Source organism: Pedobacter sp. R-06, from assembly GCF_049913135.1.
Lineage (GTDB): Bacteria > Bacteroidota > Bacteroidia > Sphingobacteriales > Sphingobacteriaceae > Pedobacter.
This window is the reverse complement of record NZ_CP183977.1, coordinates 4,922,647-4,947,461: the sequence shown is the minus strand read 5'-3', so window position 1 is coordinate 4,947,461 and position 24,815 is coordinate 4,922,647. Positions and strand designations below refer to the sequence as shown.

Sequence of the window (24,815 nt, the reverse complement as noted above, 5' to 3'; positions counted from 1 at the left end):
TTAATCAAATGAAAAAAATATTACTCTTTTTGTTAGTGGCATTTGGCGGTTTTGCAAACGCACAGTATGTGGTGAATTATAAAAAGGTTGCAGATACTTATTTCGAAAATAAGGATTACTACGCAGCATCTACTTTTTATAAAAAAGCCTTAAAAATTACTGGAGATAGTACCCAGGCCATTTTACCGTACGGTATGGAAAGGAAATCAGCGACTGATGATAAAGTGATAGACGATTATGAAGGATCGATTTATAACCTTGCAGAATCTAGTAGATTGTATAGGGAATTTAACGAAGCTGAAAAATATTATGCAATAGCAATCACCTTTACCAATACACGTTTTAGAAAGGCGCTGTTTTATTATGCAGAAAGCTTAAGGGCAAATAAAAAATTTAACCTGGCTATCGATGCTTTTCAGCAGTTCATCCAAAAAAATCCTGGAGATGCTTTGGTAAAGGACGCTCAAAAGGAAATCGAATCGTGTAAGTTTGCGATCGAAGAAATGCGTTTTCCACGCATGGTGCAGGTTAAAAAAGTACCTGGTAATGTAAATGGTTTAGGTTCTAATTATGCTCCTGTTAAAATCAATAACGAGTTGTATTTTACTTCATCCCGTCCGGTTGCTGTAGGTAGTAAAAAAGACATGGTTAAAACAGATGCTGGAGAGGTTCAGGTATCAACTAAAACCAATCCATTCCTTAATAATATTTATGCAGCCAAAGGCGAACTAACTTCAGCTGATATTGCAGTGAGAAAAATCGATATCAGTTTCCCTAAAAACATGGAAGTTGCTGCTGCTACTTTTACTCCCGATGGAAATACAGTATACTTTACGGCCTGGAAGGATAAAGAAAAATATGCCATTTATTCTTCTAAAAAGACAGGTGATAAATGGGGTGATCCACTACCAGTTGGTTTACAGGTAAATAGTAAAGATTTTAATTCAACTCAACCATTTGTAACCAGCGATGGTAAATTCCTGCTTTTCTCATCTGATAGAAGCGGTGGTTATGGTAAGTACGATCTTTGGTATTGTACCGTTCGCGAAGACGGATCTTTAGGCCAGGCAGTAAATTTTGGCCCAACTATTAATACTGAAGATGATGAACGTGCACCTTACTATAATCCGTTAACCAAAAAGTTATTATTCAGTACCGATGGTAGAATAGGTTTTGGTGGTCTCGATTTCTTTGAGTCAGAAGGTGATCTTGTAGATTGGACCAAGCCAAAAAATGCAGGTTATCCGTTTAACTCATCAAAAGATGATCTTTACTTCACTGCAACAGATGATAAGGGAACAAAAGGATATATCAGTTCTGATCGCGAATCATCATGCTGTTTAGAGGTATTTGAAGTGAAAAAAGAATACTTCTCAATTGCAGGTATTTTAACTGACTGTAAAACTAAATTGCCTTTAGCAGGTGCAAATGTAACCCTTACCAATGCAGAAGGTACTCAGAAAATTACAACTGGTACCGATGGTATTTATAGGTTTAAGGTAGATTCGAAAAGACCAATCAAATTGCTTTTTGCGAAAGATAATTATTTCGCAATTACCAAAAACTATCCTTATGAAGAATTGGCAAAAGCAGATACCTTGATTTATAAAGATTATTGCTTAAGCCCTTTCAAATTAGGTATCCCAATGGCTTTGGATAACGTTTATTACGAATTTAACAGTGCTGAACTTACCGAGCCTTCTAAAAAAGTATTAGACTTCCTGATCCCGATTATGGAAGATAATCCTGAAATGGAAATCGAATTAGGTTCTCATACCGATAACATTGGAACAGATGAGTATAACTTAGATCTATCGAACAGAAGAGCTAAATCTTGTACCGATTATTTAGAAAGTAAAGGTATTGCTGCTGCCAGAATGACCTCTAAAGGATATGGAGAATCAATGCCAATTGCGCCAAACGAGATTGTAGTGAAACGCAAGAAAAAAGATAATCCTGAAGGAAGAGCAAAAAACAGAAGAACAGAATTTAAAGTAACCAAAAAATAAAATACAAATAACATCCCGGTGAGCCATCTTCCTAATAAGAAGATGGCTTTTTAGTTTTAAATTAAGTTGGTCGGGATTTGTAACCACTACTAAAGGATTTAAACCCTGAGTTCAGGAGTCGGGATTGCAAATCCCGATCAACAAAAGAATATGGAACGATCAACTGCAAACTGAAAACTGCTAATTGATAACTTTTTAAATTAATCTTTGTAATTTTCGCCCACCATTTAAATTCAATGAAACTTAATATCCAACCAACCGTAATTTTTAGAACACCTAAATTTTCATATCAATCTGAACTTGCAGATTGCTGGGAGGAATTAAAAGCGGCAATAGCAATATCTTCTGCAACATTTTACGAAACCATAAAAGAAGTAAAGGCAAACGAACTAAAAAATCTTCCGCCTAAAGTTTATTTTACCATCTGGAAATATTTTAACCGTGCGAAATTCCGGTCAACCCCTTATGGCACTTTTGCTGGTTTTAGTTTGTTAAGTGATGCCATTAAATCATCAGATAGCAGAATAGTAATTGAAGAAAACCAAAAGCTACGCGAACTGGTTGATTGGCCCTATAAGAATAATATCCAATTGTCATTGGCAGAATTGTTACGAAAGAACTGCCTGATATTTAGTAACAGCAGTTATTATTTAACGCCCAATAGTATCCGTTATATAGCCTGTACCGATGGTGTTTTTGAACTTGCAGAGTTAGATCAGGACGACTTTGTAAAACAAATATTGGCTGCTTGCTTAACACCGGTTAGGCTTAACGATCTGGTAAAACAATTAAACTTAAATGATGCTGAAACTGAAAACCTGTTTGCCTTGCTGCAGGATATGCACGATTTACAGCTTGTTTTTACCAACTACGATCCCAATATTATAGGGGATGATTATTTTGAACGTTTAGGGCTCACTGCTAACGCTGAGTTACCAAAATATCTTATCGCGCAACGCACAGCTTTATCGGGTGGTATTAATGAACGTTTGCTTCAGGCTATTCCAGGTTTGATCAATATACTCCATGGTGTGATGCCCGCAAAAGATCGCGATGCCCTTAGCCAGTTTCAGATCAGGTTTAAAAAGAAATTTGAGGATCAGGAAGTACCACTATTACTGGCACTAGATCCGGAAATGGGTGTAGGCTACGATGAGTTGGAGCAGGCTGGTCAAAACAGCGAGTTTATCACACGCTTCAATACGAAGCCGCCGAAAAAAGCGGAAGCAGAAAATATTAAAACAGCATTAAAAACCTTCCTAACGGAACAAAGCTTCGAAAAAGGTAAAACTGTTTATCTGAATAAACTTACCTTAACGCCGAATCAGAAATTAGCAGCCTTACCCAATTCATTTAGCATGGTAATGTCTGTTCATGACGATTTGATTTTTATCGAACAGATAGGTGGAGCAACATCAAATGCATTAAGCGGAAGATTTACAATGGCAGCCGATGATGTAGCACAATATGCTAAAGATATTGCGGGCGCCGAACAACAAGCAAACCCCGAGGTTTTATTTTTTGATGTGGCCTATATGGTTGAGGCCAATGTAGATAATGTAAACAGGCGAAAACTGATTTATGGGCATCAATTATCAATCTTAAATTTTGATACCTCAGCATCGCCACTTGCCTTAAATGATATACAGATTTCAATTCGGGGTACAGAGATCATCCTTCGCTCTAAGCATTTAAATAAACGGCTCGTACCAAGAATGGCTTCTGCGTACAACTATATCCGTTCTGATCTTTCTGTATTTAGATTACTGTGCGATTTGCAGCATCAAGGCTTACAAACAAATCTTTCCCTTCCACTTGATACTGTTTTCCCTGATTTGGATTATTATCCAAGATTACAATATCAAAATATAGTTTTAAGCAGTAATAAATGGAGAGTTAAAAAAGAAGCCCTTTTAGGTGCCGGTCAAAAGTCGCTTTCTGTCGCCAACAGTAGGTCATATCTGAGCAATTTAGGCGTTAGCGAATATTTTAAAGCAGGTATATCCGATCAAACATTATGCTTTGCCCTACAAAACGACGATGATATAAATGCTTTTCTGCAATACCTGCAAAAACATGGAAGCACATACATAGAAGAAATGTTACTGCCTCAAAACAGTATCGTGGTTGATGAAGCAACTAAGCCCTATTTAGCTCAGTTTGTTTTAAGTATAAGTCATGGCGAAGAAATTTATCGTGGTTTGGCTAAAACATCAGCAAATGCTGAGGTAACGCGGTTTTTTCTGCCAGGTAAGGAATGGCTCTATTTCGAAATTTATTGCCACCAGCAGCGCGGTGATCAGATTTTGACAGAAGTGATTGCACCCTTCATATCCGCACATACTGACCAGGTCAAATCGTGGTTTTTTATCCGCTACAATGAAAATGGAAACCACATCAGGTTCAGGGTTCAACTAAACAATCCAAGGGATGGGCAGCTGTTAACATCAAAACTCATGGATGATCTGGAATTGTTTTCAAATTCAGGTTTGGTATCTGACGTGCAGATTAAAACCTATAAGCGTGAGTTAGAGCGTTATGGCAGCAACATGATCGAAGATGTTGAGCAGCATTTTGCTGTAGACAGTGAATTTGTATTATCGCTTTTAGAAACTCAGACTGATGATTTCAACAAATATAAATTATGTAGCCTTTTGATTTCAAGGATTATCGGATCTAACATTGTAGATAAGCTGGCCATCAATAAGACCATACGAATAATGTCTGATACCTTTAATGAGGAACATCGATTAGATGCTGCTGATTTTAAACAATTAAACAGCCACTATCAGGAGTTTCGTAAAACAGAATGGACAGCGTTAACAGCAACGCAGGAGCAGGAGTTCGATGAGTTTTCGGATTCGTTTATCAAAATTCTTAAACAATGTGTTCCCGAAAACGCACTAAAGCTATTAACCGATTTAATGCACATGCACGTAAACAGACTTTTCAGCAAAGATCAGCGGACACATGAAATGGTTATGTATTATTTTCTGCTAAAAGATATCCAGCGTCAAAATGCGATGAAAGCTTAACGGTTTAACCTGGCCAAGGGGTTAACAACAGTTACATTTATTTCAGTAATGTACCGGTTAAGTGGGTCTTTGTAATATCTGAATACATAATCATTGCCGTAAAAATTACTAAGGCGCTTGCCAATATTGTCAATCCCTACGTGATGGCTTTCTGTCTGTTTGCCCTTATTATCATTAATCATGTTTATGGTACTGATACTAAGGTTGTCCTTTTGGTAAGCAATTTTAATAAGGGCCGGTTGAGTAGAGTGAGAAACATTTCCATGTTTAAATATGTTTTCAACCAAAGTTAATAAGATAAGCGGTGGAAATCTTAACCCGAACATATCGCCCGTTACCTCAAGTTCCAGATTAATTGTGTTAGCTGTTCGGAGTTTATGCAGATTGATTAGGTGTTCAATTTGCTCAATTTCTTCACTTAGTGGAACCATTTCTGATGCTTCAGGACGTTTTAGGGCATAACGCATCATTTCGGCCAGATTCATAATTGCATCTGCCGCCATAGGTGCCTTTTTGCGGGCGTCGTTATAAATAAAGTTTAAAGTATTAAATAGAAAGTGTGGATTGATCTGACTCCGCAGATAATTATTCTGTGATTGCACAAGGTCGTTCTCTAATGCCTGCTTCTCTATCTGGGTAACCAGGTTTTGGCGTTCTAATGCTTCTACTTTCTTCTGATCCTGAAATGATTTGATAATGTAAACGTAACCAGTAGAATAACCAACATATAATATAGAACGATAGATGCAGGCCAAAACAAATTCCCTGTCAAAAGCTCTGTCCGGATTTGTAGCAATTAGTCTTGTTTTTTCGAATAGGATAATGAGAAGAAATGTAGAAACAACATATGCGAAAATGATTACAAAAATTAGTAGGGTAATCTTTAATGTTTTTATAGCATTCGAACCCGTTTTTAATATTTTTTTTAGTAAAAAGCCATGAGTATAGAACGTTGTAATACTAACAATATATACAAGCAGATAAGCTCCAGGTTCTCTGAATCTGTTGGTGGCTAAACCAAGAATAAACACCTCATAAACGATGTAAAGACTCCAAACTAATAAGTGAAATTTATACTTTTCGTAGAATGTTTTTAGGTTTAAAAAGTTCATTTTTTTCTTTTAATCTATTGAAATGGGGTTTTTATCTCCCAAAAGTAGGGGTTTGTGTAAAAAATTGGCTGGGCGTAATTTTGAGCTGCATCTTTACAGAAATAAATAACAACAATAAATAACAAAATTTAAATACAATATATTATGAAAGCTCAACACACAAATACTTCAGCTAAACTTGCTAAAAAAACTGTTTTTGTTTATAAAAACGTTAAAGCTCAAAACAACTATCAAACTAATCCAACCGGTGATATGAGCCATACGGTAATGACAAGTTTTATCATGGAATTTTAATTTCATAATGAACTCATTTTAATAAATTATATCATCATATTTAACATTTAATACCATGAAAACTCAACAGACTATTAAACTTGCTAAAAAAACTGTTTTTGTTTATAAAAAAATCAAAAATCAAAACAACTATGAAACTAATCCAACAGGTGATATTAGTCATACTGTGATGACAAGTTTCATCATGGAATTTTAGTTTCCAAACTTACTGCTCCTATAGGAAACCAAATCCACACGATCGTAACAACTAGCTGGATCGATTCTATCTAATTACTGATTACGATTAGATTTTAACAAACTGCTCTGTACATAGGCGAAGAAAGCTTCTTTATAACCTTCGCCAATTTGGATCATCTCGTTATTTACCAAACGGATTATATTTCCATCTACTTTTTTAATTGCCGCTTTAGCAACAATATTCGATTTATTGACCCGTATAAATGGGTGGTTTTCTAAAGCCTTTTCAATTTCCTTAAGGGTAAGGTAGGTAGTGTGGGTTTCAGATTTAGTAATAATCTGTATATAATTCTGTAGCGCTTTGATGTAAAGTATTTCATCAATGGCGATGTTAGAAAAAGCATATTTATGGTCGCCTTTAATATAAAGGGCCGCCACCTGATCAGCTTCTTTCGTACTAACTTTGGTATTATTTGCTTCCTTTTTTAAGATCCTGTCAATACCTAATGCAAATTTTGCAAAGGAAATAGGTTTTAATAAGTACTGATCTGATTGTACATCAAATGCTTGCAAGGCATAATCAGGATGCGCAGTAGTAAAAATCAAATATTTTGCTTTTTCTCTGATATTTTTAGCCAGTTCCAATCCATTGATTCCTGGCATATCAATATCCATAAACAATAAATCAATTTCGTCCTCGATACTGATCTCTGTAAGTGCCTGGACAGGGCTGGTAAAGGTTTTAAAAACTGTTAAACCAGGCATTTCCGCAATGTGGTCAGTTAATACTTCAATTGCATGTTGCTCGTCGTCTATAACAACGCATTTTAGATTCATGAGTATAAATATGTTTGTTTTATTTGATTTGAATGCAAGTTAAATAAAAATGAATTGAATTAACAATACCACTAAAAAAACTTAGCTAAGGTTTCGTCTAAAAAAAACCTGGGTTTCGTGTAATATTCTGGGTGGTTGATGTAAAAAAATTACCCGAACCCCTTCTTTTTATAATCTTTATACTGTTTGCCAGAAACAAAAATAGTTAGCAGTGAAAACTACTAATTGTGAAAAACATCTACCTGCCCAATCTTGTGTAGCCTGTAGATAATAAAATTAAAAACAGGCCATACAATACTGGGTTAAAGATTTATTAAAACCAAAAAAAACAAAAAATACCGAAAAGTAAAGAAACATTCCCCTACATCTACCAAGCCTCCACATGAAACATAACGAATACGAGTATTTACTTAATAAAATCTACTACAAGGGGATTCTAAAAAATCAAGGAATCAACGCAGATATGTACCAAAGAATGCAAAATGAATATAGCAATCTTGATGGACAAAACCTTGCTAAGGGCCAATTAGATAGCGAATACGCATTCAGAAAATCTTTCCTGGTTGTACGTAACTACGTTCAGCAGGCGATAAAAGATGGTATGAAAAATTTTCAGTTTACCATGCGAGCAACTGATATCAATAAATTGACTTATATGATTGATATGCTGAACAGAAATTTTTTTGATAAACAAAGTTTAGATCAAATTATTATCACTGCAAACTCGGTATTTAACCAATACAATTTAAAAAACTAACTACCTATAATAGATAACATCATGGAATTGAAAGACGAAATCGGGCAGTTTGCCGTAAGAATTAAGAAAATGCTTCCACAAGTTCAATCTGAGGATTTAACAAGGAATGCGTTAGTTATGCCTTTTATCCAAATCTTAGGATTTGATCCTTCTGAGGTTCAATCTGAAGCTGTTCTAGACTTCGGGGTTAAAAAAAGTAAAAAAGTTGATTACACCATTATGAAAGATGGCGAACCAACAATTTTAGTGGAATGTAAACACCATGCTGAAAATTTAGATATCCATGATTCACGCTTATCTAAGTATTTCCGTAAAACAAAAGCTAAATATGGTTTATTAACCAATGGTTTAGTATACCGCTTTTATACAGAGAAAATGGTGAGATCAAAGAAAAATCAAGAACCATTGTTCGAATTTAAAATAACCGATACTAAAGCGGCTACCATTGCCAAAATGATCGAAGACCATAAAGATTACTTCAATGTAGATCAAAAGCAAACATCAATAGCAAGCTAAACAATATTAATTTTAATCTAAGAGTTCCCGAAAATTCTTACCTAAAAGTCCCGATCTAATCGGGACTTTTTTTGTGGCTTAGCTTAAAAACAAAAGGGCGAAATCTGATCGATTTCGCCCTTTAATATATTTAAATATGCAGATTAGATCAGCTCTACACTTCTGCTTACAAAAGCTGTTAATTCTGCACCGGTTAACATACCCTGCGCTAAAAGTGCTAAATCTACCGCTTGTTTAGCCAGGTTGCGCTGCTCTTCTCCTTCAGTTTTTAAAATTTTACTTACCAATTTATGGTTTCCATTAATGGCAACCTTATAGTTGTCTGGCATCTGGCCATAAAAGCCCATTCCGCCACCCATTGCAGCCATATCTTTCATCCGGCGCATAAATTCATCCATGGTAATGGTAACTGGTAATTCTTCAGGGTGTAAAGCCACAATTTCTACATGCATACCTGGTTTGGTAATGGCTTTTTCAAAAATTGCAGTTACTTCTTTTACCTGATCTTCGGTTAAAACATGCTCGTTCTGCTCATCTTTCTCAATTAATTTATCTGCAACACTCGAGTCAACACGTTTGATTGATGTTTTCTCTAGTTTTTGCTCCAATTGATTAATAAAGTGATTGTCGATTGGCGAATCCAATACTAAAACATCATAATCTTTTTTATTGGCCGATTGGATAAATGCATCTTGTTTAGCAGCATCATTGGTATATAAATAAACCACTGTACCGTTTTTATCGGTTTGTAATGCTGTTACCTTCTCCTTATACTCAGGAAGTGTGAAAAGCTCATTTTTAGTGTTTCCAACTAAAGCAAAATCTTTGGCTTTGTCATAAAACTTCTCTTCACTGATCATCCCGTATTTTACAAAAAGACCAATATCTTTCCATTTATCTTCGTAAGCTTTACGGTCTTTAGCAAATAACTCACCTAATTTATCAGCAACCTTTTTAGTAATGTAGTTGTTGATCTTTTTAACGTTGCTATCGGCTTGTAAGAAACTACGCGATACATTTAACGGAATATCGGGAGAGTCGATTACGCCGTGCAATAACATCAAAAACTCAGGAACAATGTCTTTAACCTCATCAGTAATAAATACCTGACGAGAGTACAATTTAATTTTGTTGCGCTGCATTTCGAAATCGTTTTTCAATTTAGGGAAATACAGTACGCCTGTTAAATTAAAAGGATAATCAACATTTAAGTGGATCCAGAATAATGGTTCTTCACTAAATGGATATAATTCGCGGTAAAAGTTTAAATAATCTTCGTCTGACAAATCTGCAGGAGCTTTTGTCCAGATCGGGTTGGTGGTGTTGATAATGTTATCAACCTCAACATCTTTATACTTCGCTTTGCCTTCTTCATCTACGCCATCTTCAACCGATTCTGTTTTAGTACCAAACTTAATCGGAACCGGTAAAAACTTAGCATATTTATCAAGAATTTCCTGCAGTTTACTTTCTGCTAAAAACTCTTCCGAATCTTTGTTTATATGGAGGATAATATCAGTACCACGTGTAGTTCTAGTGCCTTCAGTAATTTCAAATTCTGTACTGCCATCGCAAACCCAACGTGCAGGTTCAGCGCCATCTTGGTATGATAAGGTTTCAATCTCAACTAAATCTGCAACCATAAAGGCCGAGTAGAAACCTAAACCAAATTTACCGATGATTTCATTGGCATCTTTAGCATCTTTAAATTTCTCTACAAACTCACTTGCGCCAGAAAATGCAACCTGGTTAATGTATTTTTTAATCTCTTCGGCAGTCATCCCCAAACCATTATCGCTAATGGTGATGGTTTTTGCATCCTTATCAACCGCAACTTGCACCAATGGTTGACCAACTTCGCCATTAAACTGACCTAATGAACCTAGTCTTTTAATTTTCTGGACTGCATCTACTGCGTTAGAAACCAACTCACGAAGAAAAATTTCGTTATCAGAGTATAAAAACTTCTTAATTATCGGGAAAATATTCTCGGTGTGTATAGAGATATTTCCTTTTTCTTGTATGCTCATATGTAAATAAATTGTTTAATCTATATCCAGCATAACAAGGGTTGTTCCAAAAGAATTTGTTTGCCAAAATGACAGCATTCATAAACTCGTCATTGCTGATTCGTGGCTGTACCTCACAGACCATTAGTTATTTTATTATGACGTAATTTAAATGATGATTTGGAAAGCAAGGCCTGTATTTCAGTCAATGTTAGTCCCGCTGTACCTTCTGCCCCGATGAAACCTGTAGCACACACAATATCATAATAAAAAGCAGCGCTTAATCGGGGGCATTCGTGCCATCGGGTTTAGATCCAGTAGTGCAGTGCCGGTAGGTAAGGTTTCCCCTCATGCCGTCTATTAAATGATCTGTGTTTCCACATGTTGTAAGTTAAACACAGCCATTGTCAGCCTGAACGGAGTCGAAGACCCTTTAAGCAGCCGATTCCGTGGTCTGTGTCTCACAGATCACTAGTTGCTTTTATTATTACACAGCTTAAATCATGATTTGGAAAGCAAAGCCTCAGTATTATTTATTGAAATTTACTCCTCTTCTCCATAAGCCAGCTCAATATCAATAAACTGAATAATCAGCGAGCAAATATTGCCTTCAATATCAAAACCATAGTAAACAGGGTAGGTGCCATCGCCAAAACCACTTTGAAAAAATGGAACATGGTAATCGGTTCCTGGTATTTTCCAGTTGATCCAATCGCCGCCTTCGCGCTGGTAATCAGGGTTTTCGGCATAATTACTTGCAAAAAGTGCAGCGAAGTAATCATCATAGAGATTCTTACCGGGACTCTCCTTATTAAATCTGTCTTGAAATGCACAGAAATGGTTTAACGTTTCTTTATCCAGTACACAAGCCAGGCCTGCATCTACATTAAAACCAAAAAATTCTCCTTCGTTAAAATCAACAAGGTCTTCTGTTCCTATTAGCGCCTCTTCAAAGCGTATTGCATCATAAGCTGTAAATTGCACCTTAACGGCAGCATATCTGGCACAATCTTCACCATCAGGAACAACTACGGCAGCAGTTACCGGAAATTCGCCTCTAGGGACTTTAATTAAATACGGTTCAGCATCTTTTTGAACATATACAAGTGGGTCTCTGACCAGTATTTCTCCTGTTGGAATAGAAACACTTCCCAGCTCCAGATGATCTATTTTTTTACCAGCTACTGAGGTTTCCTCAAAATAATCATTCAAGTTATTGGGGCAGGCTAGTAAAGCACGTTTCTCGTTCCAGGTTTTTAACCATTCATCGCTTGGTATCATGGTAATTAGATTTGTTTGATAGAAAGATAAATTTTGGTTTTTTTAAATAAAAAAGCCAAGCAGATTTAAAAATCCTCTTGGCTAAATATTTTAATGTTGGATTAACTTAATTTAAAAGAAAACTTGGTTTATCTTCTTCCAGTGAAAGAATTTTAGTGATCTTTTTAAGCAATACATCCATTTGGAATGGTTTTGATAAGAAATCGTCCTGACCGTAGTTTAAGGTAGTAAAATCTTTTGGATCGTATAAACCAGAAATCAGTAAAATTGGAATTTTTGAGGTACTTTCAATTGATTTTAACTGCTCACACAGTACACGCCCATCGATGTGCCCAAGAGAAATATCCAGTAAGATTAAATCAGGACTAAATTTTTCGATTCTGTTAAAGATCTCTTCACCATCATTTAGTGCCGAAACTTTAAATCCTCCGATTTCCAGTATTAATTGTATGGTTTCTAAAACCTCAATATCATCATCTACTACCAGTATTCTCTTCATATGTGTTAGCATTTATATGCCGTTAAAAATATAACAAAAGTTTATGTTGTTATGTTTACAATCTTAAGGATATTTTAACAATAAATTTATAGTAGCTAAAAATTAGACATCGATTTTAACTCGCTTGTTGTACGATGCCTTCTTTATTTAAGATAAAATTAAATAACTCTTCAATCGGTTTCTGTAGTATTTTCCCAGGCTCAATGCCGTTTTCTAATAATACTGAAATTAATGTTTCCTGATAATAATAAGCTATAGAGCCTACAAAATGACATGGAACGTTTTTATGTTTAGGATAATCCTTAACATTCGTATCTACAAATTCCTGAAAGCCAGATCTTAAAATATCCTGAATAAATGGATGGTCTTTATGGCTGGCCATGAAACGGCTAAAGCCTGCTAAATAGATATTAGGGAAAGGTTTTTGATATACGTTGGTAATAATTTGTTCCTTTTCTGCTGGGAAAGATTTTTTAAATTCTGCCGCTAAGTTGGATGGCATTTTATTGTACATATAGCTTAAAAGTACTTTTTTTCCAAAGAAAGTGCCAGAACCTTCATCGCCAAGTACATAACCTAAGCCATGATGACCATCGTGGATTTTCTTTCCATCGAAATAACAGATATTCGATCCCGTGCCTAAAATACAGTTTAAGCCTTCGGCATTTCCGCATGTAGCATACACCGAGCCCAGAAGATCGTGATCTACTGATATAAAAGCTTTACCAAAAACAGCTGACAGACCATTTGAGACTACTTCATGTTTGTCTGGTGAAGAACAACCGGCTCCAAAAAAGTAGATTTCTTTTACCTCATCAGCATATTGTAATAAGGGTTCATTTTTAGAAATCAGTTTGGTAATTTCTTGCTCACTTAAGAAATAAGGGTTTATTCCAGGAGTGCTAAATTTAATGGTTTCGCCATTGTGATAGCCCATCCAATCGGTTTTTGATGAGCCACTATCTGCAACAAGTATCATGGGACTAAATATAAAAATTAATTAGATAAATTTATATTTCCACTGATTTCTTTCAGTGTAGTTTCGGCTATTTTGGCCTGATATTGCATTTCGATGAAACGGTTCCGTGCGTCTATTGCATTTCGCTGGGCTTCTCTTAACTCTAAAGGGGCAATACTACCCAAACGGTATTTTGCTAAGGTTATATCTAAGTTTTCTTTTGCAATGTCTACATTCCGCTGTTCTAATTTAATCAGATCCAGGTAGGTACTGTAATTTTGATAAGCAGTAAGCAACTGGGAGTTTACATCAAGCTTGGTTTTGTTTAAAGTAAGGGTAGAGTTGTCGATCTCTATTTTTGCATTGCGCTCTTGCTGGCGCTGTAAAAAACCATTAAATAAATTTATACTTGCAGTAACGCCGTAGGTAAATCCATTTGCTGCAAATTTTTGGTTAAAGCCCGTGGGGCTGGTACTGTTTGCCCTGCTGTAACCAGAGTTTAGACTGATTGACGGATATCTTGCCCCACGTACAGATTTTAAGATCAAGGAAGCGATCCGCTGATTGATAAAAGCGTTTTGTACACTCGGGTTCTGCTGCTCGGCCATTTCGGCCATTTTGCTAAAGAGGATACCTTTATCTACGTCAATGTTATTAACAACAGAAAAGGAAGTGCCAATATCTCTAACCATTAATTGGTTCAAACGAACTTTAGCTACCTGTAAAGCATTTTTAGTCTGCAGGTAATTTGAAGTATCGGTATTGTAATCAACCTGCGCAGTTAATACATCCAGTTTAGAACCGCGGCCAAGCTGCAGTTTTGTTTTGGCAATACTGGTACGCAGTACCGAAACATCCATAGCACTATCGGCTGCTATAACCAATTGCTGCTGTCTTACAATATCATAATAGGCTGTAATTACATCGGCTACAGTGGTTAAAATGGTTAAGCGAGCATTTAATTCACCCTGTTTTTGCAGTTCTTTTAAGCGGTCGTAATTGGCGAACATACTAAAACCATCAAAAATGGTCCAGTTTAAATCGGCTCCATAACTGTTATTGGTACTTTTTGCGCCTGTAATTACCCGATCAGGGCCAGTTGCGGGGGTTTGCCTGGTGTTCTGGATACTTCCACCATTAGTGTAACTTCCGGTTAAATTGGGCAACATACCAGCATTGCCGATATTGGCATTATTCTTTGCCATATCGATCTGGTTTTTACTGATTTTAATATCGTAATTATTCTGTAAAGCAATGGTAATGGCTTCCTGCAAGCTCAGCTGTTCTTGTGCAAAGCCCGAAAGGGATAAGCTTAGCAGTAGGATAAATATTTTTAATTTCTTGCTCATCTTATTCTTCTATATGTAAAGCTTCTTGTTCAAAACGATGGGCTTCTTTCAATTCTTTATTCGGTTTGTATGGTTTAGCCCAGTAAGAGTAAATAGCCGGGATTACAAATAAGGTTAAAACCAAAGAGAATAAGGTGCCACCAACAATTACGGTTCCCATACTCATTCTACTTTTTGCAGCCGCTCCTAAAGCCAATGCAATAGGTAGTGCACCAATGGCAATTGCCAAACTGGTCATTAAAATTGGACGCAAACGCGAAACAGCAGCTTCACGTATGGCTTCGGGGATCGGAATACCTTTTTCTTTTAACTGGTTGGCAAACTCAACAATTAAAATACCATTTTTAGTAACCAGACCAATAAGCATAATGGTACCGATCTGGCTAAAGATATTCCAGCTTTGGCCACATAACCATAGCGATAAGAATGCACCGGCAACCGCCATAGGTACGGTTAAAATGATAATAATTGGATCTTTGAAGCTCTCAAACTGCGCCGAAAGAATTAAATAAACGAGTAGGAGGGCCAAACCAAATGCAAAGAAGGTATTTGAAGAACTTTCTTTAAAATCCCGCGATTCTCCACTTAAATCAGTAGAGAAAGTTTCATCTAATACTTTTTTGGAAATGGCGTCCATGGCATCAATACCTTCACCAATACTTTTTCCAGGTGCTAACCCTGCCGAAACAGTTGCAGCGATAAAACGGTTGTTCCTGTACAACTGTGGCGGACTACTTTCTTCTTTAGCAGTAACCACATTGTCGAGCTGAACCAATTCGCCCTTATCATTACGTACATAAACCGAGCTCAAATCCAATGGGTCTTTCCGGTCTCCACGATCGAACTGGCCAATTACCTGGTATTGTTTTCCATTCATGAAGAAATACGAAAACCTTTGACCGCTTAAACCTAAATTTAAGGTTTGGGCAATAGCAGATATGGAAACGCCTAAATTTTTGGCCTTATCCCTGTCGATGGTTAAATTAATTTCAGGCTTGTTAAATTTCAGGTTCACATCCGAAACGGTGAATGTTGGATCTTTTGATACCGCATCCATAAACAAAGGAATTTTCTCCCTTAATTTTTCGAAATTTTGTGCCTGGATGATATAGCTGATCGGTAAACCCCCACGACGGCCAACTGAGATAGTTGGTTGTTGATTTACAATAGTTTTACCTTCGGTATATTTTTTGGTAATCCTGGTAAGCATATCGGCAATGTCTTTTTGCGAACGCTTACGATCTTCGGGATCAACCAAACCCATCCTTACAAAACCAGAGTTTACCGAACCTGATCCACCAAAACCTGGTGAGGTAATGGTAATGTTCACATTTTTTTCGGGAACTGAATCGAGAACCAATTGGTTCAATTTCATAATAAACTGATCGGTATAGGTAAAAGATGCACCCTCTGGAGTAGTCGCATTAATGTTTATCGCACTTCTATCATCATACGGAGCGGTTTCTTTTGGTAAAATCTTCCAGAATAAGAAAATTAGGCCCATACAAACCAAAATGATCGGAACGGATAGCCATCTTTTATCCAAAAATTTATTCAGGTTCGATTCGTAGGCATCATTTAACTTTACAAAATAGGGTTCGGTCCAATTGTAAAACCTGGATGGTTTATGTCCACCTTTTTTCATCAGGTAGGCATTTAACATTGGTGTTAAAGTAAGCGATACAAAGGCCGAGACCAGTACTGCTGCACCGATTACTACTCCGAACTCTCTAAATAAACGGCCAACAAACCCCTGCAAGAAAATTACCGGTAAGAATACGGCTGCAAGGGTAATGGAGATCGAAATTACAGCAAAAAAGATCTCATTCGATCCTTTAATGGCTGCTTCGAAGGGCGACATCCCTTCTTCTACCTTTTTAAAGATATTTTCGGTAACCACAATACCATCATCTACCACCAATCCTGTTGCCAGTACGATCGCCAACAGACTCAAAACATTAATTGAGAACCCAAAGGCGTACATGATAAAGAAAGTGAAAATCAATGATACCGGAATATCGATTAATGGTCTAAATGCAATGGCCCAATCTCTGAAAAACAGGTAAATGATTAATATTACCAGTACCAATGATAAACCAATGGTTTCGGCAACTTCGGTTACCGATCGTTTGATAAATAATGTATTATCTAATGCAACTTTCAGTTTAATGTCTTGAGGGATATCGGCTTTTAGCTTATCAAAACGCTTGTAAAACTCTTTACTGATATCGAGGTAATTGGCTCCTGGCTGAGGGATTATGGCAATGGCCACCATCGGTCTGCCCGATTCACGTAGAATGGTTTCCTCGTTTTCAGGCCCTAAAACTGCATAACCTACATCCTTTAATTTGATTACCTGGTTGCTATCTGTTTTTAGGATCAAGTTGTTAAACTCGCTTTCGTTGGTCAGTTTTCCTAAAGTTTTAACCGTTAGCTCGGTAGTGGCTCCGGTGATTTTTCCTGATGGAAGCTCTACGTTTTCATTATCTAAGGCGGTAACAATATCTTGCGAAGTCAGGCCGTAAGCACTTAGTTTATTCGGGTCCATCCAAATACGCATGGCATATTTCCGTTGCCCCTGGATTTGAACGCTACTTACACCCGGAATGGTTTGGATACGGTCGGCAATTACGTTTTCAGCGAAATCACTTAATTCCAGTGTATTACGTTTATCGCTCTGGATCGTCATCGATAAAATCGGGTCGGAGTTTGCATCGGCCTTACTTACTACCGGTAAACCGTCAATATCTTTTGGTAAGGTACGGGCAGCCTGCGATACTTTGTCACGTACATCATTCGCAGCTTCTTCTATATTTTTATCGAGGTTAAACTCTATGGTGATATTGCTTGTTCCCTGGTTGCTTGATGAAGAAATATTTCGGATGCCATCAATGGAGTTGATCGATTTTTCTAAAGGTTCGGTAATTTGCGATTCGATAATATCTGAGTTGGCACCGGGATATGAAGTCCTTACCGAAACCACTGTTGGGTCGATAGATGGATACTCGCGCACACCTAAAAAGGTATAGCCGATTATCCCGAATAGGACAATCAATAAGTTCATCACAATGGCCAAAACCGGCCTTTTTATACTCGTGGTTGAAATACTCATTATTGATTGTATTTATTTTTTTTATGCTCGTTGTTCATTCTAAAACAATATATTTTGGCTTCTTTTGGTAAGCCTGTGTTAGCTACAGTTAACCTGTTTTGTACCTCGATAGCTGCACTATCTATATTTTTATCCATATTAAATTCAACTATAATATTGCCTGCACCTTTTTGGGATGATGTTGATATTTTATGGATATTGCTGATCTTTGAAATTTCTTTTTGTAAAGGATCTAAAACCTTCATTACTGTAGCCGAATCTGCCTCGGTATAGGATACATATACCTGCATCACAGCACGCTCTTTAGGGGTTTGCTTGCAGCCAACCAAGCCAAAGACCATATTCGAGATGGCAATAAAGGCTGCTTTTTTGATACCCGTGGTTGAGATACTCATAATTGTTTAACCAAATGAACTTTTACCGGGGCATCTTTCTTCAATGCCATCGATCCGGTTGTCAAAACCGTATCGCCAACTTTTAATCCCGAGGTAATTACAATATTTTCATCAGTACGTGTGCCGGCTTCTACTTTAACCTCTTGTGCTTTTCCATCTTTTTGGATATAAACAATCTTACCTTTTAACACAGGTATTACGGCTTCGTTAGGAATTAATATGGCATTTTGCACTGTATTTAAGGCTAGCTTAATTTTGGCGAAAGAACCTGGTAACAATGCATTGTCTGCATTAGGTGCCAAAGCTCTGATCTGTAACGTTCTGGTAGCGGCGTTAATTCCAGGTTCAATGGCATAAACCTTTCCTTTATTCTCTTTGGAAGAACCATCGGTGGTGAAGGTAATTTCCGAATTCAGTTTAATCTGCCCGGCATATTTCTCCGGAACAGAAAATGTAACTTTAACCGGGTTGGTGCTCACCAAATTGGCAATTACGGTGGCCGGTGTTAAATAGGTTCCTGCAGAAATACTACGTAAACCCACTCTGCCGGTAAAAGGTGCGCGGATAGTCGTTTTAGCCAGTTGTGCCCTGATTAATTGTGCCTGTGCCTGTAACGATTTTAAATCGGCTAGCGCTGTATCATATTCTTCCTGACTGATTGCACCTTTGGCCAAAAGCTGTTTTGCCCGGTTTTCGTTTGTTCCGGAAAGTTTTTGTTTTGTTAGTGCATCCTGCAATTGGGCTTGTATATCTCTGTCGTTTACTTTAACCAGTACACTTCCTTTCGACACTGTCGTGCCTTCTTTAAAATAAATGCCGGTAACCAATCCAGAAACTTCACTTTTCAATACAACAGATTCGTTTGCATCAATAGCACCAGTTACCTCCAGATCATTATCAAATGATACTGGTTTTACTATGATTCCGTCAACTACCAATGGTGCAGAAGCACCTCCTTTACCACCAGCTTTACCTTTGCCAGCTCCGGCAGATGCTCCGCCTTTTCCTTCCAGTTTTTTATTTGCGTTAATTCTGTAATAGACCAAATAGGCCAAGCCTATAGCTAAAACAGCATAGATAATATACCTTTTCTTCATGTTTATTTATTGTGTTGTGCGTATTCCTACATTAAAATAAAATTAATGTTTGAATTAGAGGGTAAAAATATTCAAATAGTTTAGTCCTAAATTTGTTGTATTAAGGATGTTACAGCTTTTCAGTTTAGAGTTGGCAGTTATCAGTTTGGAGTAAATCAGCCTGGGAATACAATATAATTGACCTTTATATCCCCATAACTAAGTTAGAGATGAGAGAGCCAATTGGTTTTTAGGGTTAGGTTAGCTAAAAAACCATCAACCATCAACCATGAACCAACCTGATGGAAACAACTATTTTACACCCCAGCTGGCTTTTTCTTTCAAAACCCCGCCAATAAGTCTAAATTTGCAACAAAACACAGTCAATATCAATATGTTTAACAAAAAATCAATTTTAAGTTTAGTTTTACTACTAACGTGTATTATGGCAGCGAAGGCGCAGGTAAAAATAGGCTTTGAGGTTTCTTTTAAGGAGCCGCAGGCACACTATGCTGAAGTTCAGATGAATATTTCTGGCTTGGCAAAAGATTATGTAGATGTAAAAATGCCCGTTTGGACACCAGGTTCTTATTTGGTTCGTGAGTTTGAAAAAAGTGTAGAAGAATTTAAGGCTACTGCAGCAGGTAAAGCTGTAAAAGTTGAAAAAGTGAGGAAAAACACCTGGAGAATTTTTTCCGCTAAGGCTGCTAATATTCAGATCAATTACCGTGTCTATGCATTCGAAATCTCGGTGCGTACGCCTTTTATCGACGAATCTCATGCATTCTTGTCTCCAACAGGGATTTTTATGCATCCTGATGGGATGATCAAATCGCCAAGCACTGTAAAAATTATTCCTTTTAATACCTGGAGCAAAGTTTCTACCGGTTTAACACCTATTGCTGGAGCGCAATTCACCTATAAAGCTACTGATTTTGATATTCTTTACGATAGCCCTATTGAAGTGGGTAATCAGGATATTTTCGAATTCACAGCTTCTGGTGTTCGCCATGAAGTAGCCATGTACGGCGGTGGTAATTACGATAAAGAGAAACTAAAGGTAGATATGGCTAAAATTGTAGAAAAAGAAACTGCAGTTTACGGCGAAAACCCTAATAAATATTACCTCTTCATTGTTCATAATTTCTTAAAAGGTGGCGGAGGTTTAGAGCACTTAAACTCTACAACTTTAGGCGCTACAAGAAATGCTTATAATACTGCAGAAGGTTATAAAGGCTTTTTAGGCTTAGTTGCACACGAATATCATCACCTTTGGAATGTTAAGCGCCTACGCCCGGTAGCATTGGGCCCTTTTGATTATGACAATGAAAACTACACAACCAACCTTTGGGTAGCTGAAGGATTTACATCGTATTACGAAAATAAATACTTGCACAGAGCAGGTTTTACTGATGTAAACGAATTTTTGAAAGATCTCGCTGGGGGTGTGGCTACGGTATTAAATACCCCTGGAGCTAAATACCAGTCGGCTGCTTCATCTAGTTATGATGCCTGGATTATTGGTTACCGCCCGAATGAAAATTCAAAAAACAATTCCATCTCTTACTATAATAAAGGAGAAGTGATCGGTATTTTGATGGATCTCGAAATCATCAACGCCACCAAAGGTGCTAAAAGTTTAGATGATGTAATGAAAGCCATGTATTTGCAGTGCAAAACCTTAAAACGAGGTTATACCGATGCAGAATTTAAAGCAATGGTTGAAAAGGTATCAGGAATTAGCTTTACTAACTTTTGGGCAAAATATGTTAATGGTGTAGACGATGTAGACTATGTAAAATATTTTGCATATGCTGGTGTTGATGTATCTACAGAAAATGCAACGCCTGGTAAACCGGTTACTGGTGCGGCTGTTCAATTGGCTACAAAAGGTTTAGAAGTAACTTCGGTTACCAGAAACTCAGCAGCTTGGGTAAGTGGTTTAAATGTTAACGATGTAATTGTTCTGATTGATGGCTCATCATTGAGTGATGTGTTGAAAAATGTGAAACTAAAAGAACCGAAATTTTCTTTAGATATTTTACCCATCATTACCGATAAAAAAATCGGCGATCAGCTAACGGTTAAGGTAATCCGCGATGGACTTGAAAAAGATATCTCTTTAAGTTTGAAAGAAAATCCAAGTGTACGCTTAAAAGCAACCGTAAACGAAAATGCAACACCAGCTCAAAAAGCAGTGTTAAAAAAATGGACAGGCGTATAGGCCGTTCGCAGTTGAAGGTTTTCAATTTGCAGTTAATTTTAAATTTCATAAAAAATCCCGTAAGATTAATTTCTTAAGGGATTTTTCATTTCAGATATTTGTTCAGTTACAAACCAGTATATGATAAAACATTTAGGATTTATATTGTGTCTTTTAAGCTTTTCTTTTTTAAAGGATAAGCAGGGTTTTGTACAGCAAACTTCTTGTAAGGGCTATTACGATAAAGAATTGCACCTATTCGTGTATACAGAAGTTGATGAAATGCCCGAATTTCCTGGAGGAATTGCTAAATTTTATAGGTTTATCTCTAACGTACCACTAAAAGGAGCAGATAAAGAGTCCTTGCAATCAGTTGTTTTTCCAACTTTTGTAATTGATGCTTCTGGCCATGTTAAAAACGTAGGCATTTATCAGAAAGAGGCTAAAGATTATACGCAATTGGATCGTAACATGATAAAATTATTACAGGCCTGTCCGAAATGGGAACCCGCACAGTGTAACAATAAAAAAGTAGCAATGAGCTATCGAACACGGGTTACCTTGTGTTATACTAATTAAAATATTAGATCATAATTAGGACCTATTTATAAAAAAAAAAACCGTAAGATTAATTTCTTACGGGATTTTTTATGTCGTTTAATTACGCTTAGCGCTCAGCGCCATGCGCTCGCCTAGAAAGTATATCTAAAGCCTAAACCGAATCTTCCGGCGTTAAAATCGCTATCGTTGTCGCCAATGTAAAGTCTTGGTCTCCAGTCTAATGCTAATGCCAATGGTGCGCCAGAGAATTTATAATCTAAACCAACCATCGGAACAAGGTAAAAACTAGAACCACCATCATACAATTGAATTGATGGACCACCACCTAAATACCAGTCTAAACCTTTTGCACCTGGGATAGATGAATTGTATTGAAGAAATCCCTGGATAATAGTAGAGTTTCCACCAAATAAAACTTCACCTTGAAGTGCAGCTTTAGGGCTAAAGTGATGCCTAACTGAAGGACCAACCAATGTAGCACCATCACCAAAGTCAATACCTAAACCAAGTCCGGTTTTATAGTTTTGGGCTTTAACGTTTGTTGTAGTGAAGGCAAACAATGCAATGCATCCTAAAATTGTAAATAACTTTTTCATAATTTAAATGTTTTGTAAATAATTATCAGCCTAACAACTTTAATGCCGTTTCTGTTTTTTTGGTAAAAATCCATGAGGATAAAAAACAATGCTTGCATAGTAATTTTGTAATTACTAAGTTTATTTAAATTTTTTTTACGAAAAGTAAATACAGCGTTTTATTAACTACGAGGTATTATTTTCATTAAAAAGGCATATAGATGTTAATCTTTATGTTTGATTTTTTAACTTAACCAAATAATATACAATTCATATGGCGGCAGAAATTAAACGGGTTTTTGATCTTTTGAAATATAGCCTCGAAAATCCTAAGCAAGAATTCATCAGTGGAAAAATTAACGGAAAATGGATAAATTATAGTACAACCGATTTTTGTACTGCCGTAGATAACCTAAGCCGCGGATTAATTAAACAAGGCATAGGCAAAGGAGGTAGGGTTGCTGTAATGTCGCATAATCGACCCGAGTGGAATATCGCCGATTTTGCAGCCAACCAGATTGGCGCCTACCAAATTCCCTTGTATCCAACCCTGGCCGAGCACGATATCCAGTTTATCCTAAAAGATGCAGAAATTGCCATTATTTTTGTAGCCGACGAAGATTTGTATAAAAAAATTAAACCCTGTGCCGATGCGATAAACCCAACCATTAAGATTTATAGTTTTAACGAAATTACAGAAACCGAAAACTGGAATACATTAATTGAACTGGGCAAAGCGAGTACAGATATTGATTTAGAAGAATATCGCGCTAAAGTTGCCCCAGAAGATGTATTGACCCTAATTTATACATCTGGCACTACGGGTACGCCAAAAGGTGTAATGCTAACGCACAATAACCTGGTAGCAAATTTTGTTAACTCGGCCGTGGTGATACCCGAAGGTGTTAAAAAAGGGTTAAGCTTTTTGCCACTTTCGCACATTTTTGAGCGGATGATCATTTATTTATACCTGTTTAACTATACAGGAATTTATTATGCCGAAAGTATGGAGACCATTGTAGCCGATATTCAGCATGTAAAACCCAATGTGTTCTCTACAGTTCCAAGGCTTCTCGAAAAAGTGTACGATAAGATTATGGAGAAAGGAAAAGCATTAACGGGGATTAAAAAAGGGATTTTCTTTTGGTCTGTAGCTTTGGCAGAAAAATATACAATTGATGCAGGGGCCTGGTATAACTTCAAACTCGGAATTGCCCGTAAACTGGTTTTTAAAAAATGGCAGGAAGCTTTAGGTGGCGAAATTGTAGTTATTGTATCGGGTGGAGCGGCGCTAAATCCGCGTTTGGCCAGAATCTTCTGGGCTGCGGGTATGCCAGTTTTTGAAGGATATGGGTTAACAGAAACCTCACCTGTAATTACGGTTAATCATTTCGGCGGAACGATGTTCGGCACTGTTGGTGAAGTAATTAAAGGTGTGGAAGTTAAAATTGCGCCAGATGGCGAAGTGTTAACCAGAGGGCATCAGGTAATGAAAGGTTATTACAACCGACCTGATTTAACTGATGAGGCGGTAGATCAAGAAGGATGGTTCCATACCGGAGATATTGGAGAATTGGTTGATGGTCGCTTTTTGAGAATAACCGACCGTAAAAAAGAAATGTTTAAAACAGCAGGTGGTAAATACGTTGCCCCACAAATGCTGGAGAATAAATATAAAGAATCGATTTTTATCGAACAGATTATGGTTTTGGGTGAAAATAGAAAATTCCCTTCTGCATTGATTGTCCCAAATTTCGAAACCTTAAAAACCTGGGCAGGAAGAAAAGGCATTGCTTTTACCTCGAACGAAGAGGTTATCAAAAATGAACAGGTACTCACTAAATATAATGAGGTTATCGAAGCGGCAAATGTAGGTTTTGGTAAATGGGAACAAGTAAAAAGGTTTGCGCTGTTACCTAAAGAGTGGAGCATAGATGGCGGTGAGCTTACCCCAAAATTAAGCTTGAAAAGAAAAGTGATTACCGAAAAAAACAATGAGGTAATCGAAAAAATATATAAAGATGCAGAGGGTTATAAACCATAGAAAGATTTCCAAATAA

General features: G+C 37.0%; 20 protein-coding genes. 9 read left to right on the top strand and 11 right to left on the bottom strand.

The genetic code is table 11. The features are described from left to right. The first annotated feature begins 8 nt into the window (after positions 1-8). Both ACN9MR_RS19930 and ACN9MR_RS19925 read left to right on the top strand, forming a co-directional pair. Positions 9-2,009, top strand: coding sequence for an OmpA family protein (locus ACN9MR_RS19930; RefSeq protein WP_426326294.1), 2,001 nt, complete (start codon positions 9-11; stop codon positions 2,007-2,009). Between the two features lie 236 nt (positions 2,010-2,245). After that, on the top strand, positions 2,246-5,044 hold the full coding sequence (locus tag ACN9MR_RS19925; RefSeq protein ID WP_426326293.1) for a thiopeptide-type bacteriocin biosynthesis protein: 2,799 nt from the start codon (positions 2,246-2,248) through the stop codon (positions 5,042-5,044). Here ACN9MR_RS19925 and ACN9MR_RS19920 read toward each other — a convergent pair. Next, the gene (locus tag ACN9MR_RS19920) at positions 5,041-6,156 is read right to left on the bottom strand and encodes a sensor histidine kinase (protein WP_426326292.1); all 1,116 of its coding nucleotides are present in this window, start codon (positions 6,154-6,156) and stop codon (positions 5,041-5,043) included. The two genes, ACN9MR_RS19925 and ACN9MR_RS19920, sit on opposite strands and share 4 nt — an antisense overlap. 144 nt (positions 6,157-6,300) lie before the next feature. Here ACN9MR_RS19920 and ACN9MR_RS19915 point away from each other — a divergent pair, with 144 nt between their 5' ends. After that, positions 6,301-6,450: a hypothetical protein gene (locus ACN9MR_RS19915; protein ID WP_426326291.1), complete on the top strand. Its 150-nt coding sequence runs from the start codon at positions 6,301-6,303 to the stop codon at positions 6,448-6,450. 55 nt (positions 6,451-6,505) lie between these two features. Next, on the top strand, positions 6,506-6,646 hold the full coding sequence (locus ACN9MR_RS19910) for a hypothetical protein (RefSeq protein ID WP_426326290.1): 141 nt from the start codon (positions 6,506-6,508) through the stop codon (positions 6,644-6,646). 74 nt (positions 6,647-6,720) lie between these two features. Here the strand turns inward: ACN9MR_RS19910 and ACN9MR_RS19905 are convergent, their stop codons facing one another. After that, a complete protein-coding gene (locus ACN9MR_RS19905) occupies positions 6,721-7,464 on the bottom strand; it encodes a LytR/AlgR family response regulator transcription factor (protein WP_426326289.1) in 744 nt (247 codons plus the stop codon). A gap of 382 nt (positions 7,465-7,846) precedes the next feature. Here ACN9MR_RS19905 and ACN9MR_RS19900 point away from each other — a divergent pair, with 382 nt between their 5' ends. Beyond that, entirely contained in the window at positions 7,847-8,221 is a 375-nt protein-coding gene (locus ACN9MR_RS19900; protein ID WP_426326288.1) for a hypothetical protein, read from the top strand. A gap of 21 nt (positions 8,222-8,242) precedes the next feature. Beyond that, complete coding sequence (locus ACN9MR_RS19895) at positions 8,243-8,737, top strand: type I restriction enzyme HsdR N-terminal domain-containing protein (protein ID WP_426326287.1); 495 nt, start codon at positions 8,243-8,245, stop codon at positions 8,735-8,737. Positions 8,738-8,880: 143 nt separating this feature from the next. Here the strand turns inward: ACN9MR_RS19895 and htpG are convergent, their stop codons facing one another. From htpG to ACN9MR_RS19855, 8 genes are all read right to left on the bottom strand, one after another. Continuing rightward, entirely contained in the window at positions 8,881-10,767 is a 1,887-nt protein-coding gene (gene htpG / locus ACN9MR_RS19890) for a molecular chaperone HtpG (protein WP_426326286.1), read from the bottom strand. Between the two features lie 522 nt (positions 10,768-11,289). Next, positions 11,290-12,027, bottom strand: coding sequence for a DUF4241 domain-containing protein (locus ACN9MR_RS19885; protein ID WP_426326285.1), 738 nt, complete (start codon positions 12,025-12,027; stop codon positions 11,290-11,292). 106 nt (positions 12,028-12,133) lie between these two features. Next, complete coding sequence (locus ACN9MR_RS19880) at positions 12,134-12,526, bottom strand: response regulator (protein WP_051691826.1); 393 nt, start codon at positions 12,524-12,526, stop codon at positions 12,134-12,136. 115 nt (positions 12,527-12,641) lie between these two features. Then, a complete protein-coding gene (locus ACN9MR_RS19875; protein WP_426326284.1) occupies positions 12,642-13,505 on the bottom strand; it encodes an N-acetylglucosamine kinase in 864 nt (287 codons plus the stop codon). 17 nt (positions 13,506-13,522) lie between these two features. After that, a complete protein-coding gene (locus ACN9MR_RS19870; RefSeq protein ID WP_426326283.1) occupies positions 13,523-14,833 on the bottom strand; it encodes a TolC family protein in 1,311 nt (436 codons plus the stop codon). A 1-nt stretch (position 14,834) separates the two neighbouring features. Next, entirely contained in the window at positions 14,835-17,945 is a 3,111-nt protein-coding gene (locus tag ACN9MR_RS19865; protein WP_426326282.1) for an efflux RND transporter permease subunit, read from the bottom strand. Beyond that, on the bottom strand, positions 17,945-18,340 hold the full coding sequence (locus ACN9MR_RS19860; protein ID WP_426326281.1) for an efflux RND transporter permease subunit: 396 nt from the start codon (positions 18,338-18,340) through the stop codon (positions 17,945-17,947). Before ACN9MR_RS19860 ends, ACN9MR_RS19865 begins: the two co-directional genes overlap by 1 nt. After that, the gene (locus tag ACN9MR_RS19855) at positions 18,337-19,437 is read right to left on the bottom strand and encodes an efflux RND transporter periplasmic adaptor subunit (protein WP_426326280.1); all 1,101 of its coding nucleotides are present in this window, start codon (positions 19,435-19,437) and stop codon (positions 18,337-18,339) included. The genes ACN9MR_RS19860 and ACN9MR_RS19855 overlap by 4 nt, the downstream gene beginning before the upstream one ends. Before the next feature lie 424 nt (positions 19,438-19,861). On the opposite strand from ACN9MR_RS19855, the gene ACN9MR_RS19850 reads away from it, so the two are divergent. Next, on the top strand, positions 19,862-21,640 hold the full coding sequence (locus ACN9MR_RS19850; RefSeq protein ID WP_426326279.1) for a M61 family metallopeptidase: 1,779 nt from the start codon (positions 19,862-19,864) through the stop codon (positions 21,638-21,640). Between the two features lie 120 nt (positions 21,641-21,760). Further along, positions 21,761-22,198 carry an energy transducer TonB gene (locus ACN9MR_RS19845; protein WP_426326278.1) on the top strand — a complete coding sequence of 146 codons (438 nt, stop codon included), beginning with the start codon at positions 21,761-21,763 and terminating at the stop codon, positions 22,196-22,198. A gap of 113 nt (positions 22,199-22,311) precedes the next feature. On the opposite strand, the gene ACN9MR_RS19840 is transcribed toward ACN9MR_RS19845, so the two are convergent. After that, on the bottom strand, positions 22,312-22,776 hold the full coding sequence (locus ACN9MR_RS19840) for a hypothetical protein (protein WP_426326277.1): 465 nt from the start codon (positions 22,774-22,776) through the stop codon (positions 22,312-22,314). A 253-nt stretch (positions 22,777-23,029) separates the two neighbouring features. Here ACN9MR_RS19840 and ACN9MR_RS19835 point away from each other — a divergent pair, with 253 nt between their 5' ends. After that, the gene (locus ACN9MR_RS19835; protein ID WP_426326276.1) at positions 23,030-24,799 is read left to right on the top strand and encodes an AMP-dependent synthetase/ligase; all 1,770 of its coding nucleotides are present in this window, start codon (positions 23,030-23,032) and stop codon (positions 24,797-24,799) included. Positions 24,800-24,815 lie beyond the last annotated feature (16 nt).